20 protein-coding genes are annotated in these 16,670 nt (G+C 48.8%); 9 read left to right on the top strand and 11 right to left on the bottom strand.

From position 1 onward, the window contains the following. Positions 1-108: 108 nt before the first annotated feature. Positions 109-243: a hypothetical protein gene (locus ACXYMU_RS09990; RefSeq protein WP_458986241.1), complete on the bottom strand. Its 135-nt coding sequence runs from the start codon at positions 241-243 to the stop codon at positions 109-111. A 318-nt stretch (positions 244-561) separates the two neighbouring features. Between ACXYMU_RS09990 and ACXYMU_RS09985 the strand changes: the two genes are divergently transcribed. Then, the gene (locus ACXYMU_RS09985) at positions 562-1,155 is read left to right on the top strand and encodes a 3-keto-disaccharide hydrolase (RefSeq protein WP_458986240.1); all 594 of its coding nucleotides are present in this window, start codon (positions 562-564) and stop codon (positions 1,153-1,155) included. A 484-nt stretch (positions 1,156-1,639) separates the two neighbouring features. Here ACXYMU_RS09985 and ACXYMU_RS09980 read toward each other — a convergent pair whose 3' ends face one another. The 3 genes from ACXYMU_RS09980 to parS form a co-directional block, all read right to left on the bottom strand. Continuing rightward, a complete protein-coding gene (locus ACXYMU_RS09980) occupies positions 1,640-1,789 on the bottom strand; it encodes a hypothetical protein (RefSeq protein WP_458986239.1) in 150 nt (49 codons plus the stop codon). A 100-nt stretch (positions 1,790-1,889) separates the two neighbouring features. After that, entirely contained in the window at positions 1,890-2,330 is a 441-nt protein-coding gene (locus ACXYMU_RS09975; protein ID WP_458986238.1) for an RES family NAD+ phosphorylase, read from the bottom strand. Between the two features lie 21 nt (positions 2,331-2,351). Beyond that, positions 2,352-2,831, bottom strand: a complete 480-nt coding sequence (gene parS / locus ACXYMU_RS09970) for a type II RES/Xre toxin-antitoxin system antitoxin (protein WP_458986237.1) — start codon at positions 2,829-2,831, stop codon at positions 2,352-2,354. 317 nt (positions 2,832-3,148) lie between these two features. On the opposite strand from parS, the gene ACXYMU_RS09965 reads away from it, so the two are divergent. The 3 genes from ACXYMU_RS09965 to ACXYMU_RS09955 all read left to right on the top strand — a co-directional run bounded on the left by ACXYMU_RS09965 (position 3,149) and on the right by ACXYMU_RS09955 (position 4,176). Continuing rightward, positions 3,149-3,415 carry a hypothetical protein gene (locus tag ACXYMU_RS09965; RefSeq protein ID WP_458986236.1) on the top strand — a complete coding sequence of 89 codons (267 nt, stop codon included), beginning with the start codon at positions 3,149-3,151 and terminating at the stop codon, positions 3,413-3,415. A gap of 141 nt (positions 3,416-3,556) precedes the next feature. After that, entirely contained in the window at positions 3,557-3,757 is a 201-nt protein-coding gene (locus ACXYMU_RS09960; protein ID WP_458986235.1) for a transposase, read from the top strand. A 257-nt stretch (positions 3,758-4,014) separates the two neighbouring features. Then, on the top strand, positions 4,015-4,176 hold the full coding sequence (locus ACXYMU_RS09955; protein WP_458986234.1) for a hypothetical protein: 162 nt from the start codon (positions 4,015-4,017) through the stop codon (positions 4,174-4,176). A 35-nt stretch (positions 4,177-4,211) separates the two neighbouring features. Here the strand turns inward: ACXYMU_RS09955 and ACXYMU_RS09950 are convergent, their stop codons facing one another. The 7 genes from ACXYMU_RS09950 to ACXYMU_RS09920 all read right to left on the bottom strand — a co-directional run bounded on the left by ACXYMU_RS09950 (position 4,212) and on the right by ACXYMU_RS09920 (position 11,289). Further along, positions 4,212-5,309 carry an ankyrin repeat domain-containing protein gene (locus ACXYMU_RS09950; RefSeq protein ID WP_458986233.1) on the bottom strand — a complete coding sequence of 366 codons (1,098 nt, stop codon included), beginning with the start codon at positions 5,307-5,309 and terminating at the stop codon, positions 4,212-4,214. A gap of 510 nt (positions 5,310-5,819) precedes the next feature. Beyond that, positions 5,820-6,818: an acyltransferase family protein gene (locus ACXYMU_RS09945; protein WP_458986232.1), complete on the bottom strand. Its 999-nt coding sequence runs from the start codon at positions 6,816-6,818 to the stop codon at positions 5,820-5,822. A gap of 1,307 nt (positions 6,819-8,125) precedes the next feature. Further along, positions 8,126-8,260, bottom strand: coding sequence for a hypothetical protein (locus ACXYMU_RS09940; protein ID WP_458986231.1), 135 nt, complete (start codon positions 8,258-8,260; stop codon positions 8,126-8,128). 107 nt (positions 8,261-8,367) lie between these two features. Next, a complete protein-coding gene (locus ACXYMU_RS09935; RefSeq protein ID WP_458986230.1) occupies positions 8,368-9,033 on the bottom strand; it encodes a hypothetical protein in 666 nt (221 codons plus the stop codon). 85 nt (positions 9,034-9,118) lie between these two features. Continuing rightward, positions 9,119-9,433 (bottom strand): hypothetical protein, encoded by a 315-nt coding sequence (locus tag ACXYMU_RS09930; protein WP_458986229.1) that lies wholly within the window; start codon positions 9,431-9,433, stop codon positions 9,119-9,121. After that, the gene (locus ACXYMU_RS09925) at positions 9,393-9,680 is read right to left on the bottom strand and encodes a hypothetical protein (protein ID WP_458986228.1); all 288 of its coding nucleotides are present in this window, start codon (positions 9,678-9,680) and stop codon (positions 9,393-9,395) included. The genes ACXYMU_RS09930 and ACXYMU_RS09925 overlap by 41 nt, the downstream gene beginning before the upstream one ends. A gap of 154 nt (positions 9,681-9,834) precedes the next feature. Next, positions 9,835-11,289: a tyrosine-type recombinase/integrase gene (locus ACXYMU_RS09920; protein ID WP_458986227.1), complete on the bottom strand. Its 1,455-nt coding sequence runs from the start codon at positions 11,287-11,289 to the stop codon at positions 9,835-9,837. Positions 11,290-11,406: 117 nt separating this feature from the next. Between ACXYMU_RS09920 and ACXYMU_RS09915 the strand changes: the two genes are divergently transcribed. The 5 genes from ACXYMU_RS09915 (at position 11,407) to ACXYMU_RS09895 (ending at position 16,144) form a co-directional block, all read left to right on the top strand. After that, positions 11,407-11,802: a hypothetical protein gene (locus tag ACXYMU_RS09915; protein WP_458986226.1), complete on the top strand. Its 396-nt coding sequence runs from the start codon at positions 11,407-11,409 to the stop codon at positions 11,800-11,802. A 623-nt stretch (positions 11,803-12,425) separates the two neighbouring features. Next, on the top strand, positions 12,426-12,920 hold the full coding sequence (locus ACXYMU_RS09910; RefSeq protein ID WP_458986225.1) for an RNA polymerase sigma factor: 495 nt from the start codon (positions 12,426-12,428) through the stop codon (positions 12,918-12,920). Between the two features lies 1 nt (position 12,921). Further along, on the top strand, positions 12,922-13,542 hold the full coding sequence (locus tag ACXYMU_RS09905) for a hypothetical protein (RefSeq protein ID WP_458986224.1): 621 nt from the start codon (positions 12,922-12,924) through the stop codon (positions 13,540-13,542). Between the two features lie 59 nt (positions 13,543-13,601). Next, positions 13,602-14,231 (top strand): hypothetical protein, encoded by a 630-nt coding sequence (locus ACXYMU_RS09900; RefSeq protein WP_458986223.1) that lies wholly within the window; start codon positions 13,602-13,604, stop codon positions 14,229-14,231. Positions 14,232-14,785: 554 nt separating this feature from the next. Then, a complete protein-coding gene (locus tag ACXYMU_RS09895) occupies positions 14,786-16,144 on the top strand; it encodes a M24 family metallopeptidase (RefSeq protein WP_458986222.1) in 1,359 nt (452 codons plus the stop codon). Positions 16,145-16,670 lie beyond the last annotated feature (526 nt).

Here is a 16,670-nt window from a genome sequence, read left to right as displayed (position 1 = left end):
GTGTGTTGCCTTCGTCAACTACAAGGTCTGTAATATGCCGCCAGACTACCACGATTCCATTTACTCCCGCCGGTGCTATATATGCCTTTATAATGCACTTGAAGTGGCCTAACAGGCTTTTGTGGAAGCTGCTAACGTCTTTCCTGTCGGTGCTGTGCAGATAGGAAGCTTATTTTCCAGCTTTATAGCGCCCACAAAACTGTCTTTGGCCACGTCGATACCGGTATAAGTTTGATCCCACATGCTGACACCTCCTTCAGTTAGCCACCAACTTAGTCATCAGCCCGGTCGCTAACTTAGCCGTTCCCGACTAAGTTGTTTTGTAAGAAGGACGCATGGCAGAAAATCTCCACTTCCAAGAAGATGAAGGCATCATCAGTCCGGAAAATAGCCGCAGATAACACCACGATTTCATACTTTGAAAAACATCGGAATACTGAGGGTGAATCTTACAGAGTAAATCAAACTAAGAAACGCTGAAGTTGCTATATACTTTCTTATATTGAGTAAGGCAAACGCTATCTTTTTCACGCGGTCGGCATGGCTGCTAATAGCAACATCATGGGAACAAAACTGCTTTTAGTCATCACATTGCTTTTTACGCTGGCCCTAAACCCAGCGCAAGAACCAGACTTAAAGAAGATCTTTAACGGAAAGAACCTGAAAGGCTGGGTGGAGCCGGAAAACAACATCTGGTGGCGTGCCGGCAATGGCGTGCTTTCGGCAAAAAGCGGTCCTGCTAAAAAGGGCTCTATTTTATGGACAGAAAAAGAATACCGTAACTTCACGGTGCAGGCAGACTTTAAAATGGGAGCGGGCACGGTGGACTCCGGCATCTTCTTGCGAAACGAGAATGAGCAGATTCAGATCGGTATATCCGGATCGCTGAAACGTGACATGACTGGCTCTCCGTACATCCCTGGGAAAGGCTATCCGGTGGAGGCGGCAGGCGTTGAGAACCTGCTTAGGAGAGATGATTGGAACACCATGAGAATCCAGGCCCAGGGCAAGGAATATGTCGTGTGGCTCAATGGACAGGAGGTGTTGACCTATACTTCAGAAGATGTCCCCACGAAAGGGCCGATCGGCCTGCAACTGCATCCCGGCAATGAGATGAGCATTGACTTCCGCAACATCATGGTGGCAGAGCTATAGTAAATTATACTCTCTCTGTCACCTGAACCAGGGAGTCAAAGCCATCTTCAACAATGGCAAAGCGAAGGCTATTCGGATCTCAACGCTGGAGGCCACCTGCAGAGAACTGGATGGCCGGCCTGTTTCAAGCAGCACATTCTGCAAAAGCAACTCCCTCCTGATATCAAAAGGCCGCTGCTGAGCATAGGCTTACTTATAGGTTATTGAAGAAGAAGCCTTTTATCCCGGCTCCCTTTCTGCTACATCACCTTGTTTACTGTCACTCCTCTTTCTTTCCCTTTTGTAGCAACTAAGTAGCAGACAATAAGGCTATAAGAGAGGAAAGCAGGTTGGTTATCAAACGTTTTTTCTAATCCGTCTATACATCCTCTATCCTTTGAATGCCATTTCACCTACCGCTACCGCACCAAGCGCGGCAACACCTAGCACTTCTGCTACAACTACGGCTACCCGAGGAGAAGGTGCTCATCGTTAACTGGCAGCCCTACATGGACCAGGGCGGTAGCTGGAGGCCGGACCCGTGACCAGGCGTTGCAGGTGTGCGTGCCGCCCCGGCTCTCTCCTGGGTAAGCTGCACGGCTACAGCGTTCTCCTGCTCACCCAAGCCCATAACAACTGTTATGATAAGCAACATATTGATGAATAAAGGATTTGCTGAACGCAAGGCTTATCGGAAAGCACATCCTGAAAAGACTTGAATGCACTGTATTAAGCCCCTTTCCTACTGGTATTTTTTAACTGGTGAAATTGGCTTTGATGCGAGTGTCAAAGAAAAAATCTTCGACACTTCTGATCTTAATCCTTGGAAAGTCCGGATGGCGGGTGTTAAGGATGTAGTTATACTCCTCAGGGATAATGGAAGAGGGAACCCGTAGCACTGCCGACTTGCGCTGACTGTACCACGCACTGCCCTGCGCCTGGCACATAGGGTAGCTTCTTACTTGCTGCCAGTTTACGGGCAGCTCATCAGCTGAAACGCTTTCTATGTTTGCATCATCAGGTATGGTGATGACCACTGTTTTAAAGTTGTCGCTCAATCCTTCCCCGCTACGGTGCACCACGTTTTCCAGGCAGGCCAGCGCCCTGCTACCTGCCGTATAGATCACGAAGTTCCCTTTTGAATTCCAGCGACCGCGGATACCGGAAGCGTAAAGCTCTCCTGCATACTTTGCCACACAGATCCTGTAAACCTCCACTTAAGCTAAATCCCCGTAAGCTATCCGTTCCAACTCTTCCATCACTAAATCAATACCCCCGCTAGTTTCCAGCAAAACCAGCGGGAGCTGCCCGTCCAGGCCGTAAGCAGGCTTCTCCAGCCACCTGCGAAAGGCATCTGCGGCACCGAAGACTTCTTTGCCCTTCAGTTGCAGCGCCAGGAGTTTAAGCGTTTGCTCACTGTGGGCAGGACTAAGCCTCTTCTTGCTCTGCCGGTAATGTTGCAGGGTCTTCGTGGTGGTATGGAGGAGATCAGCCATCTGATTGAGATGAAGCTGAAGCAGGTCTGCTACCTCAAAGGCGATCCTGGCAAAAATTCCCTCCCGCGCAGTCATCACCAGCGAAAAGGAATCCCGCACCACGACCTCAAAGTTTAGGAGCTCGGCACTATTTTTCCCGGATGGGGTCTTTCCCGCTCCTCTTGACGGTGTATTTTTCGGATGTGTGGTTGTGGCAGCCATAGTCGATCATCTAAACAGTATAAAGATAGGAAATATTTCCCGATAAATCGGAAATATTTCCTATGTGCTACTTATACGCTCCCACGCTAAGAAGTTGCCTGTCAATAAAGGAGTGAAGCAGCTAGCCCAGGTTCTCAAAGCCACTTGTTATAAAAGGGGCACTTTTCCCCTCCAATATGAAATAACAGGCACGCAGCTGTCTTACCTCTTTAGCACCAGTGCATTAGCCAGTGGCACTTAGGGCGGTTTGGCCGCGCAGGGAGGGGGTAGCCCGAAGTGGGCATACGACATAACGCACCTGCGCGCACCCCAGGCAGGTGCGGCTGGTTTTACAGTTTCCGCCCCCCCATCAGACGGTTACGCCCCCCACCTTGCAGCAGGGCGTGATGCACAGGGTGGTGGAGACACTGGCAAAAGACCTGATGGAGCGAGGCGGTGTGGATTTGAGCGAGTGCTTTGTTGACGGCTCCTTCTACATGGCCAAAACGGGGGCTCTGCAGTGGGCAAAACTCAAGCGAGGTAAAGGCACCAAAAGCATGGCAGTCACTCAACGCTACAGGTCTTGTATTCTCTCTCACAATTGAATTAGCCTCTCCTCATGAGGTAGGACTGGTAGAAAAAGTGCTGCAGGAGCGGTTTTGGAGTCTCTCCCTGAGCGATTGATTGGCGACAGGACGTATGACTCTGACCCGCTGGATGCAAAGCTCAAAGAGAAGGGAGTATAAATGATTGCCCCACACCGAAAGAAGCAGAAAACACAGGACGGAAGGAAGCTCAGACGCTACAGGAGGCGCTGGCAAGTAGAGCGCTTCTTTGCCTGGCTTTTCAACTTCCGAAGAACCCTGGCCAGGCAGAAGCAGAAGGCTGAGAATTACCTGGCGTTCCTGCTGTTCGCGTGCATGAAAATAATGCTCAGGTATTTTTGAGATAGCTTCTAGCAATGTCTTACAATAAAAACATCCTCACGGGTGAGTCACAGCCATCAAAAAGGATATTGCCCCCATACCCAAAGGGGCAATATCCTTGAGGTGTCTGAAGGAACATGGCCAACATAGGCACAGCAGTCACCTATGGAAGTGGCTTAGACATTGCTGTCTTAATGGGATGGAGTTGCAAACATGATCGACTCGGTGGAGGCTGGCACAACCCTGCTGCAGCAACAGCTTGACGTCCTTGGCATGAAATGCACGCTCTGTTCGGGGCCGCAGCACCCCTGATAGGCATGCTGCTGGGCGAGCCAGCCACAGGCATGTTCCTGACAGCCGCAAGCGTGGTGGCGGTTCCGGAGGAGCTCCCGGCAGTGTTGCCCCATACGCTTACGGTTGGCGGGCAATCAGTGAAATGATCTGAATCCATTGTGATTCTCCTTCTGCGTGGAAGCTACAGGGTTGTCTTTCGCTTGCCTTTGATGCTCCCCACCAGGGCCGATGGCGTAAGGTCAATCATATCCAGCTTTCTGATCCCCCAATCATCCACCGACGTACGGTTTGTGAGCGTCCAGTCAAAGCCCCGGTAGGCTTTCAGCAAGACAATGCCTGGCTGGTCTTTGGCCGGCACCCATTTTCCTGTGATCACTTTCCCATTTAAGGGCTTCCAGCGATAAGTCCTGTCAGCGTTCACGCGGAGGGTTTCAGTGGCGTTCATGTAATAATAGGTGTCCTTTTCAATGCCGTTTTTTACCTCATTATGGTGCGCCGCCACTTCCCCGATCTCCCAGGCACCTACAAACCAGCTCGTCCAGAACGGCTCGCGGGCTGGCCTGACCACCCCGGTCCACTCGTACCACTCCTCACTGAGCGCAGAGGCGTCAGGGTCAATCAGGTATTTCTTATCGGAGTAATCAACGGACACTTTCCCGGATTTATGCAGCACGCCTATTTTCCTTATAACGCCTTTTCTCCATCCCGACGGCACCCAATACAGCACAGGCTCACCTACCCGGTACAACCCGAACACAGGCCAGGCATTCGCACCGGGCACTGTGCCGGGCACAGGTTTAGGGGCTGGAGAAGCAGTTGGAGAAGCGGGGGTTTCGTCCTCCTTCGCTTGGCTCTCCAGCTTCTCCGGTTCCATTATTTTCTCCTCTGGCTCTGCTTTCGTTCCCCTCATCGCATCCAGGAGAAGCTGCTCAATGTCTTTGGCGCCCACCGACCGGGCCTTGTCCAGGGCTGTCATGTTCCACCAGTCCTTTGCCGCAGGGTCAGCACCCAGCCCGAGTAGGTAGCGTACCACCCCTATCTTACCGCTTCCGGCCGCAGACATCAAGACGGTAGAGTTGGTTATACTGGCCTTGGCATGGATGTTTCCCCCGCCGGCGACAATGCTTTTCACCTCCTCCAGGTTTCCGGCGCTGGCCTCGCGATACAGGGCATCATCCTTTAACTGCTGGTCGTATTTAGCCCATGGCCCTGACTGGGCGAGGCACACCTGGGCGAGGCTTAGCAGGAGCAGGCACAGCGATGTCTTGATTCGATTCATTTGGCGAAGACTGGAGTTAAGAATTCTAGAAGAACAGCATTTAAAAGTTACTGTAAGCACTCACCTCTGCCTGTGTACAGATGCTGAGCTCTGTAAGGCAAGTGTAAAGCTGTCTTAACAGCGCTTACGGCAGTGGCACACCCCCGCGACTGCATGGCACCTCGCTTCCTCATACCGCCAACACGCTCTATTGAGTGTAATAAATATAATATTTATTCAAATAATAATACAGAAAATCAAAATGCTTTTTACAAGTATGTAGAACTCCTTGAAACTCTTAAACCTTTACAGATAGGCGGCAGCCTCGCATTATCTCAAGTTTTGCAATGTACCCCCGGGCTTCTCCTTCCCGTCTGTCTTATAAACATACTGCCCCTTACCCTATAAGGCTGATAACCCTAAAGGCATGGCTGGAAATCGATAACATGCGGGAAGTTAATGCGTGAACGGCGATTGGCGTACGTTAGCATACGACAGAGAGAATAGTAAGAACTACCGATGAGGGCAATGTCAGCGCCTTGCGCTTAGGCGTGTTTCGAGGCGGTAGAACAAATAACCCGCAGGCAGGCAGACAGCCATGTTTAGGAACAGGTTATCATTCTCGCTGGCAAGGCCGAAGTATAAGACCTGTGCCAGAAAGATATGGTAGGAGGCTTGCCCTAAGCCTGCCAACAGTTTAAGCGAAGGATTCTCGGAGGCTGTGGGTAATATATAAATGCCCAAAAGCACAAGCATTGCCGCATACCCAAACGAAAGCACGTTCTGTTTTTCCCAGCTGTCGTAGACTTGGGGAATCTCCAGGCCGCCTGTTGCGCCGAAGTACAGGTAGACCGCCCCTACCCCGCCCGCAATTGCAAATGCAAACAACGCACCCCGGCTGAGGGGTTGACGGATCGCTTTTGCCAGCCATAGCCCGTAGGCCAGCGCCGTGAAGTAGCGTGGCAGGGCAGCACTGTACATGTAAGCTTCTTTATCGAAGAGCTGATAATGTTTGCTTAGGAGTAGGAACAGCACCTCCATTAGGAGAAGGGCAACTGTCGTAAGCACAGGCCTTTTTGTAAAACAGTAGCCGAGCAAGGGCAGCACGAGTATCGACTGCAGCAAAAGGGTGATAAAGTAGTTCCCGCGGCCAGGCACCGGCAACACGCCCACCAGGGTGTATCCGCTGAACTGTAACACATCCCTGCCAAGCAGGGGTTCCCATAAGAGGCCCAGCAGTATGGAGGCACAAAACACCAGTAGGAACGGAATCAGGATGCGTGTCGCCTTTTTTCTGAAGTATGCTTTGGTATAAAGGTCTGAAAAAGGTATCGGTTTTAGACTCAGCCTCAGGTTCAGGCCCATCAGGACCATAAACAGCGGCACTGCCTGCCAGATATGGTAAACAGCAAACGACTTGAGTAGTGCTGGCTTGCTGAGCGAGTGCAAAACGATAACCGCTATGATAGCCAAGCCCTTTAGGGTGTCTATTTGCTGGTAGTTTCTCTTCCGGTTTTGTTGCTGCGGCATTTTGCAAACTGCTGAATCAATATCACGATGGATAGGCCTGTCCAATTTAAATCGAGGCATCGCATCATCTAAACACACGCCATTTCCCTAGTGAAGCTGTTTTACGCTTCTTCCGGCCTTAACGGCCGGGCGTTCACACACCGCTTTCTTTCATTTACCGAAACCGCGTTGATTCCAACTTACTTATGCCATCGCCAAGGAAGCGCCAATGCCCCCTTGGCTAGCTTTGGTGGGCTTTGTTTGCTGCAAATTGGCCCCGGCAGAGCCACACATTTCAGCGCGAGCACTGGTTCTTCGTCCAGGTTAAAGCTCCCCTCCTTCAGGTAAAACCCAAATACTAAACTGGCTTTGTCTTTTTTGAAGGAAAATTTTCAGAATAATATAGACTATCGCGTAAATACCTCCCCAAGACAATGCATCAACTAAGAACTTGACGTTAAATATGCCCTCACTGAACATATCATAGTTGAATCCTACTAGCCAATGCCCTGGTTTTACAGTTACACAGGTTATAAAAAGTGGAATAAAATCAACTGACCAGCTGTTTCACCTACTTCTATTTGTTTAATGACAACTTGTTTCCCTTTGTACTGAGTTGTAAAGGGCATTGGCTCATTCATTATAAACTGAGCTAGAGGATGCCCACATCCCCCAAGCTACACCTGCAGTTATCAAATTATACCCCCTTCCTCTTTTTTAACTGGCTCTTGCATGAAGTAATCTGCTACTTAACCGGGTTTTTCTTCTAAAAATAAATCCATCGCTTTCTCCCCAAAATAGCTTGATATGATATTTCGGCTTATCGCCAACGTAAGTCTAGATGGCGTCTCGTTGGAGGGTCGCTGTGCTCGGCAAGGTTCCTCCAATGGCATCAAGACGGTGTTGGTCGAGGTTGTTTTCCCTTTTTCCGTCCGGGTTATGCGAACTTTGCCCCGGATTAATGCGAACTTTTTTCTTCTTGTTCAAGGGAAAACAACCTGCATGGTTGGGTTATTTTCTCCTCTTAAATTCCATTCTAAGTGGCGCTTTAGCCGCAGGCAATGACGTTAATGTTCTATTAGCGACGTTGCCGCAGGCGTCAGGCTCCGGGCCGGGCCATAATCGATAGAAGAACTAATTAATCATTGGCCTCTCTATTACAGACAAGCACCTGAAAAGAGGCACCTGCAGAAGGTAGGCACTTGACTTTGTCCTTTTCAAAGCCTAACTTCAGCAGCCGCTAAGTCTTGCATGGGACGTTCCCGTCCGAAAGCGCTGGCTTTCTCCCGGCATCGCCGCCGCAAGACTTGGGGCCTTCAATCACAGATTCATGCCCTTGCCTCTTTTTCAGGTGCTTGCCCGCTTTGGTGGCCTTTGATGCCCTCCAGCCCCTTAAAAGCCTGAAAATCGCGCCACTTTAAAACCTGAAAATAATCCCAATCACGGCCAACGGTCTTGTACATGAGGTGGGCGAGGCGCAGCCGCAGCTTTGCTCATGTGCTTTGTTAGTGCTTGTTATTCTTCCTTTTTATAATGTGGCAAGTGCCGACACCCCGTGGCCTTCAAAGCATTAATAGATTTGTAATGAGTTTGGGAGCATGTCCATAAGCCATGAAGTATTGTCCCATGATAAGCTGGTAAATACTTTTGCAGTCACTTCATCGCCATCGAACTTCGTTATTATTACAAATTCTTCCAAACCACCAAATGCAGACTTTTCAGTGTTGGACGGCACTTCGCTGATGAAGCGGTTTAACTCACTGGCTTTATCTTCGGTTGTTCTAAGAGGAAGCCATCCGCCTTGTGCATATCTGGTGAAAAAGTAAGAAGCTGAATCGCCCTTCTCTATTATCAAATACTTGCCGATAAATATTTCCTCTCCAGATATATGCAGTTCAACTATGTAGGCGGAGTCATAAGGAATGGAGTCTCCTGCCGAATCACTCATACGCATCGAATCGATGTAGCTTTCCCTTAACAGAACAGAGTGCTCGTTTAAAATATTTATGTTGGATTGGCTAAGAGAGTTCTCAATATAGCTTATTATAAAGCTCTCCCCATATGAGGCAGTGAAGGAATCTAAAGCTGCATCAGTAACAGTATTCCACTTTTTTAGCCTCTCTTCAGAGAAGAACTCATTCTTCACCAAAGTATGCTCTTCTTCTGGCTGACAGCTAACAAGAAACATAGCATAAAGTACTACAAAATAATTTATCAGCTTTATACTTCCGTTCATTCAATGTTATTCTTAGATTTCTACATTCAATATGTGCTAACGGTGTGGTGTATGGTGCGTTTACATCCCGAAGGGTGAAAATGCACTATAAATTGTGTTGTGCTTTCGTTATTTTATTTTTCAAATCTGTTGGGATGTTTACCCATTCTGTATCATCTGATAAAATAAGCTCACAGTTACATTCTTCTTTTGCAACAAACACTATATGATTATACCAGTCCAAATAACTCCATTCCCTTGGCTTTGGTGAGTAAAGAGACTCCTTTTCAGAATCCCAATGTACCTCAGTTGCTGTTCTATAAATAAGAGTAAATTTTGTTCGTTCTGGTTTTAGATGCAGTTTGCCAGCATCGTCAATTTCAATTTTTATGATTTTGTCCTTTACTACCTGCATATCCATTCAACTCGTTCTGTTTAGATTTAAAATAGTATGCACAAGCCTCTGATTCATTATAAAACTCTATTACGGAATGTTTTTCGCCTCTTTCTTTCGAGTAGACTTCCCATATAGCTGAATACCTGCCCCTTTTTATGGTCATTGACAATTTTTCATTGTCATCTTTACTTCCATATAATCCGTGCAAATAAATCTCATTGTCACCAATGCCTATTCTCTTCAATTCTGAATACAGTTCTGATAAATTCATAATGGTAATGTAGCACAACTAGTGTATAGCAGGAGTACCTATTCCTACTATCTGCACTATGTGTGGAGTGGCATGGCTGCCTTCTTGAGATAACTTTAAAAATTTAGCAGGCTCCTTCACTCTATTCATAGCGTAACACTAATATAGCTTGTTCCTATAAATTATCAAGCGGACTCACAATTTTATCCAACGCATACGTGGTCACGTGGGTGTAGATCTCGGTTGTCTTGCTGCTTCTGTGCCCGAGCAGCGTCTGGATGTAGCGCAGGTCCGTGCCCTGCTCCAGCAAGTGTGTGGCAAAGGAGTGCCTGAGCGTGTGCGGGGTGGCTTTTGTTGTGATGCCTGCCTTGGCCATGCAGGCCCTGAACACATTGCGCAGGCTGTCTGCCGTGTATTGCCCCCCGAACTGCCCTTCGAACAGCCACGTTTTTGGCCTGTACTCCTTATAGTATATCCTCAGGTTCTCCAGCAGCTTTTGCGACAGCACCGTGGTGCGGTCTTTCTTGCCCTTGCCGCCCCTGATCAGCAGCAGGTTCCTGTCCGATTGCACGGCTGTGAGCTTCAGGTTAATCACCTCCCCTATGCGCAGGCCACCCGCGTAAAGCAGCTGCAGCATGCAGCGGTGCTTCAGGTTGTCGGTGGCCTCTAGGATGCGCTTAACCTCCTGCTTGCTGAGGACCGTGGGCAGGCGTTCGGGCTTCTCAGGCCGCTCCACGTTGTTTAGCCGCACCTCGTGGCGCCCAAGCACCCGCTGGTAGTAGAACTTCACAGCATTTATACTCTGGTTCACAAACGAACACGAGTAGCTGCCCGCCTGCACCAGCAGACGGTGGTACTGGTTGATGTCCTCCTCGGTAAAGGTGTTTACTGCTTCCAGGCCCTTCTCCCTGTGGCTGTTCAAAAAGCGCAGCAGCAGGCCGTGGTAGGTGCGGATGGTGTTCATGGAGTAGTTGAGCAGGTAGAGTTTTTCCAGGTAGCCGATCGGGCAGGTAAGGTAGTCCGGCCCCTTCACATAGGTTTGCTCCCAGAGCATGCGCAGCAGCGCGATGTCGCGCACTATCAGCTCCTGGCTAAGCCATAGCCAACCAATCCCCTCCAACTCCCCGGCCAGCGCCTGAATGTGCTGTCCTCCCTCAGGAATGGCGAAGCACTTCTGTGCCCGCTGCCAGGTTGCCAGGGTGCTGTACTTCAGCCTTTCGTAAATGCCCCTGCACGGCTTAAAAGTGACGCTTATCACCGTCTTGCCCTCCTCGGTAAGCATAGGCTGCAGCCTTACCACCGGCATGTCAGGCTTTTTGGGGAGCGGCTCCCCTTGTTGCCCGCTAGCAAGCACAGGCACTAGCCTGTCTGGCTTTAGGCGCTTGGGCCTGTAGAGGTAACGCGTGTTAACTTGGGCCAGCCCCTGGAAATGCGAGAAGGTCATCTCGATGCTTTGCGGGCTGTGGTGCATCACAAAGCACTTGTAGGTCTTGCTGTACCTCACCCAAGTTGCCTCTTTCAGGCGCTTTGAGATGAAGGGGTTTGCCTTGAACCAGAGGCGGATAAAGCGTTTCCCCTCGTGCTCCAGGGCGTTGAGGTAGACTGCGGGCTGATTGTTGGTGTAAGACATGGGGCAACAGGCTATATCAAAGCCCTAAATACGCGTTATCCGAGTATGTAAGCGCAAACTATGCGCATAGATGCGTTTATAAACGTATAAAGCGCAATCATACGTTTATAGACGCTTATGGCTCCAGAACCTATGCAAGCAAGCAAAAGAGCATGTGCCCAGTGCAAACAGGATATAATCGGCAGGGCCGACAAGCAGTACTGCTCCAGCCAGTGCCGGGCTGCGGCCAGCAACAGCCGCAAGGCAGACGACGCGGGCGAGCGCCTGATGAGGGAGATCAACAGCAGGCTGCGCCACAACCGCCAGGTGCTGCACCGGGCCAGTCCCGAGGGCAAAACCACCCTGCGCCGGGAAGTGCTGCAGCAGCAAGGCTTCGACTTCCGCCACTTCACCCACCTCTACCGCACCAAGAACGGCACCACCTATTACTTCTGCTACGACTACGGCTACCTGCTGCTCGAAGAGGAGAAAGTGCTCATCGTGAACTGGCAGCCCTATATGGCCGGGAACTGAATAGCCCCAGATCGCAGGTAATGCGCACATGCAGCTAAATGACAGTATAAGAAGTTCGGTAAATTATTTCTTCTAGTCACTCAAGCGCCTCTCAAGTAGTTCTAAGCGTGTTTTCTCATTTTATTCGTCGCATCCACGTATGATTTAGACGTACTTCTTAAATTTTTTTTGCTATGCCATTTCCACATCCTAATCAATTCTCCAGATTGATCAGGATGCTTTAGCTATTACGAGTGCTAAGGGATAATTCAGCCAGAGAGGTTTTTCCATCGCATAGATACCCAAATCTATATCTCTGGATACTACTGGGGCATGTTAAATTGTATACCTGTGAGTTCTTGCCCATCAAGAAGCCTCTTATATATCAACAGGCTCCATGAGCAGGGGTGCCGTGGGTGATGAAGTCTGGCACCGTTTATTGTAGCTTGCTTATTTAGCCAGACATCACAGCTCCACTTGCTGCCTAAGGCCCACTCTTTATTTCAAATTTTCAGATCAAAAGGATTGATGCCATTAAGAGCAAAAAAAGACCAAATTATATTTTTCCCTTCAGACGTAAAATAAAAGCTACTCTCCCTCTAAGTTTTTCCGACTTTAGACGACTAATTGGAAAAACAAGCATTTTGAAAGAGCAATTTCTTTTACGCATCACCCAGCATCAAGGCCTGATCTTCAAGGTGTGCAATATGTATTGCAACACAAAAGAAGACAGAGAGGATCTTTTTCAGGACGTTGTGCTTCAGTTGTGGCGCTCCTACCCTTCCTTTCAAGGAGAGGCTAAGGTAACTACCTGGATGTACCGGGTTGCCTTGAACACGGCCATCTCCAGCGTGAGAAAGGATACTAAAAGAGAGAAATTCGCAGTACTGGGTACAGAGGCCTTTGAGGTGCCTTCGCTGGAAGGCGATACAGACGAGAATTTGCTGTTGATGTACCAGGGAATCAAGCAACTCTCCCAAGTGGACCAGGCGTTGACATTGCTTTATCTGGATGATTGCAGCTACAAAGAAATAGCCGAGATCATGGGACTTTCAGAATCAAACGTGGGATTTAAGTTAAATAAAATTAAAGCCAGGTTAAGAACACTGGTAAATACCGCACTTACAACTATAGGATAACATGGAACTGGAAGAATTTAAAGCGCACTGGAAAGCTGTCCAGCAGGAAGATATAATACAACAGGAACACACGCCTGAAACACTGAATCAGATTATCATTAACACCACCAACACCATGGGAGAACTGCAGGAAAAAAGCAGCTATTGGAGAACATTCGGAAGCTGGAACAGTGGCCTGATGCTCCTGCTGGTTATTGTATATTGCTCGATGCTCTATTACAGAGGCGAGGCTGTTCAAACGATTTTAGATAAGCTTCCTCTGATCACCATAATAGTGGTTTTTGCCTTGTTTTCGAACTGGGTTTATAAAAGGCAGGAAGAGATTTTTTCAGCTACTACTAACGAAAGCCTGAAAGAGGGAATCAGAAACACCTTACTGAATTTTAAGCGGTACTACCGTTTCACGAACCTTGTTTTCCTTCTCCTGGCTCCTGTGGCATTCTATGCGATATTTGAGTTGTTTCTTAAGGGGATGGCGCTGCCCCTCTCCTCCATCCTCTTGATCTCTATTGCCTTGACCGTCTTTTCTTTCGCTATTAGGTACTGGTATTACCGCACAATCTATTTTAAGCGAATAAAAGCAATGGAGGCGAATCTAAGTGAGTTGGAGAGTGTGCAGTAACGCTTCAAATACTTCATCATCCCTTTAAATGATAAACCTAAACCCCTCAATCTTAAAACATGAAGCATCTTTTACTTACCCTCGCGTTTGCCTTTACTTCCCTGACCCTGGCTGCTCAAAACTTTGAAGGCAAGATCGTCTATCAAAACACTTATAAAAGCAAATCCCCTGAACTCTCCGATAAACAGCTTAACCTGATGATGGGTACCGAGCAAAGCTGGTATCTGAAGGGTGGAGATTATAAATCAGAGACAAATGGCATGCTGATGCTTTGGCAGTTATACCTGGGCAGCGATAACAGGCTTTACAGCAAGTTTGCCAATGCTGACATGGTGGTTTGGAATGACGGTGCCGCGAATGCTGATGAGGTGATAAAAACTGAACTTCGCAAGGGGGCAGTTGAGATACTTGGCTATACGTGTGATGAACTGGTACTAACCTGCAAGAGTGGCATCCAAAAATATTATTTCAGCTCAAAGCTACCTGTAGATGCCAAGCTGTTTCAAAGTCATCTTTACGGGAACTGGTTTGCCTATCTTACTAAAGCCAATGCCGTTCCCCTGAAAATCGTGATTGACTCACCTCAGTTTGCATTGGAGAGCGTGGCAACACTGGTACAGCCTATGAAACTAAGCGCCAAGCTGTTTGCGCTCCCTACCGATGTGCAGACCATGAAGAGCCCTTATTAGAAGGAGGTATAGGCAACAGCCAGGGCCCTCAAATCTATATGCAGTAAGGTTCATAATCCCATTCTTTGGTCTACCACAATTAAAAAGCCGCTTCAAGCTAACTGGAGCGGCTTTTTTGGTTCGATATTTTTCCACTTTGTTGCACTTATTGAACTTACTACGCGTCAAAGCGCCACAGCACAGAGAACAAGACGAGGCAGTCGCTTGTGATTTTAACGCTTTCGCTTGGTCAAATACGTCCTGCTTGCTTGGCACTGAAAGTAATCATAGCGACGCTTGCATCGGGCGCGTGCGCTACCGTTACTTCGATACCACCACTTACAACATAACATGCGATGGCCAATGGACCACGCCTATGTGTCCTATAAGTATGAGGTGGCAACCCTGCAATAGCTCCCGAGGTTTTGGTCAGCCCATTTCCTTATACATATAGAGCTTGTGTTCTCAAAATAACTCTACAACGTATAGGGCTGACTTTACGGCTTATAGGTTTTATGCCCGCTTCAGATTACTATCTTTGCTACACACATAACTACCACTCCCACAGACCTCATATGAAAATACTTTTACCGCTTCTGTTTTTTCTGCAGCTACACGCCGGGTTTACTACAGCCCAGCAGTTGCCTAACATCCTGCCCCTGCGCGAAAGGGCAGCCATAGAAGATGCGCTGCTGCAGGAGCGCCTGGAGAAGCTCCTCCCCGATCTGATGCGCCGTGAGGGCATTGACATGTGGGTGATCGTGGCGCGGGAATATAACGAAGACCCAGTAGCTAAAACCATGCTGCCTGCTACCTGGCTGGCAGCGCGCCGACGCACCATCATGCTCTTTCATGATAAAGGCGAGGCCAAGGGCATAGAGAAACTGGCCGTTGCCCGTTACGACATCGGCAACCTGCTCAAGGGTACCTGGGCGCCAGAAAAGGAGCCTAACCAGTGGAAGCGTTTAGTGCAGCTGATAGAAGAACGTAACCCTAAAAAGATTGGCCTGAACTTCTCCCCCGCTTACGCCCACGCCGATGGCCTTACCAAAGCAGAATACGACAGCCTGATGCACTACCTGCCTGCAGCTCATAAAAAATCCGTCGTGTCGGCAGAGCGCCTGGCCGTGGACTGGCTGCAAACCCGCACTGACCGTGAACTGGAGATTTATGAGCAGATCAGCCGCATCGGGCACAGCATTATAGCAGCAGGATTTTCGGAGGAGGTGGTGCAACCGGGAATTACCACAACCGAGGATGTGATGTGGTGGTACCGTGAGCGCATCGCCGACCTGAAACTGGATGCCTGGTTCCACCCAATCGTGGATGTGCAGCGCGCCAACCCCGGTGCCGGAGATTCGCAACGCTCGTTCTCACAGCACCCCGGCGTGGAAGTAATCATGCCCGGTGACCTGCTGCACGTAGACTTGGGCATTACGTACCTGGGCCTGAACACCGATGTGCAACAGCTGGCCTATGTACTGAAGCCTGGCGAGGCAGAGGCACCAGCCTACCTTGCAAAAGCACTAGCCACCGGTAATCGCCTGCAAGACATCCTGACATCAAAATTTAAAGAAGGTAAAACCGGGAACCAGGTACTGAATGAGGCGCTGGCTCAGGCGCAGAAAGAGAAAATCATTGCCAGCATTTACTCACACCCCATTGGTTACCACGGCCACGGCGCCGGTCCTGCCATCGGCATGTGGGACATGCAGCAAGGCGTGCCTGGCACAGGCGATTACCCGTTGCGCCATAATACGGCTTACGCCATCGAGCTCAATGCAAAGGTTAACCTGCCGGAGTGGAACAACAAAGAGATAAGGGTGATGCTGGAGGAGCAGGCAATTCTCACGCCAACCGGGGTGCGCTACATAGACGGCCGTCAAAAAGAACTGCTGCTTATTCCGCGTAAAACAACCTATCTGAGGCAGTAGCTTTACCAGTCCTGGGTATAATTGTTATACTTCCAGTTGCTGCGCTGACACGGAATAGTCGTCAGACGTACTGCCGCTTTCGGAATAAACTGAACAGCTAACCAGTAGCGGATAATGTATTCTATTACAGTACCAATCTTGGAGTATTTTGAAAAAAAAAGTGTGCTTAGCAGCCTGCAGCAGATCCGTTGCGCTCTATCACTAAACTTGACCTCTACTGAGATATGCACGTTCTGTGTCTTATCATTTTGCGAGAGGCCCAACAACCGCTTTTTGGTAGTTGAACCGAAGTAGAAGCAACATTACTTTTGCGAGAGGCTTGACTATTAAATTGAAAAATACATAGCGAATAAAATAAGGAGCCTGGTGATTTCTTAGCCTATACAAAGGCTATAAGTATTCTCTTAGAAGCTGTTTTAAAAGGTAGTTATGGATAAAAAGAGTGCCCACTTTGGTTAAGAAAGTTGAACGACCAACTAATCAAAACCTAGGTGAGCACCAATCAAAAGAAACAAAAAAGGAAGCC

Source organism: Pontibacter sp. CAU 1760 (genome assembly GCF_054482735.1).
The sequence above is the reverse complement of the archived record's forward strand: the minus strand, read 5'-3'. Positions and strand labels throughout refer to the sequence as shown.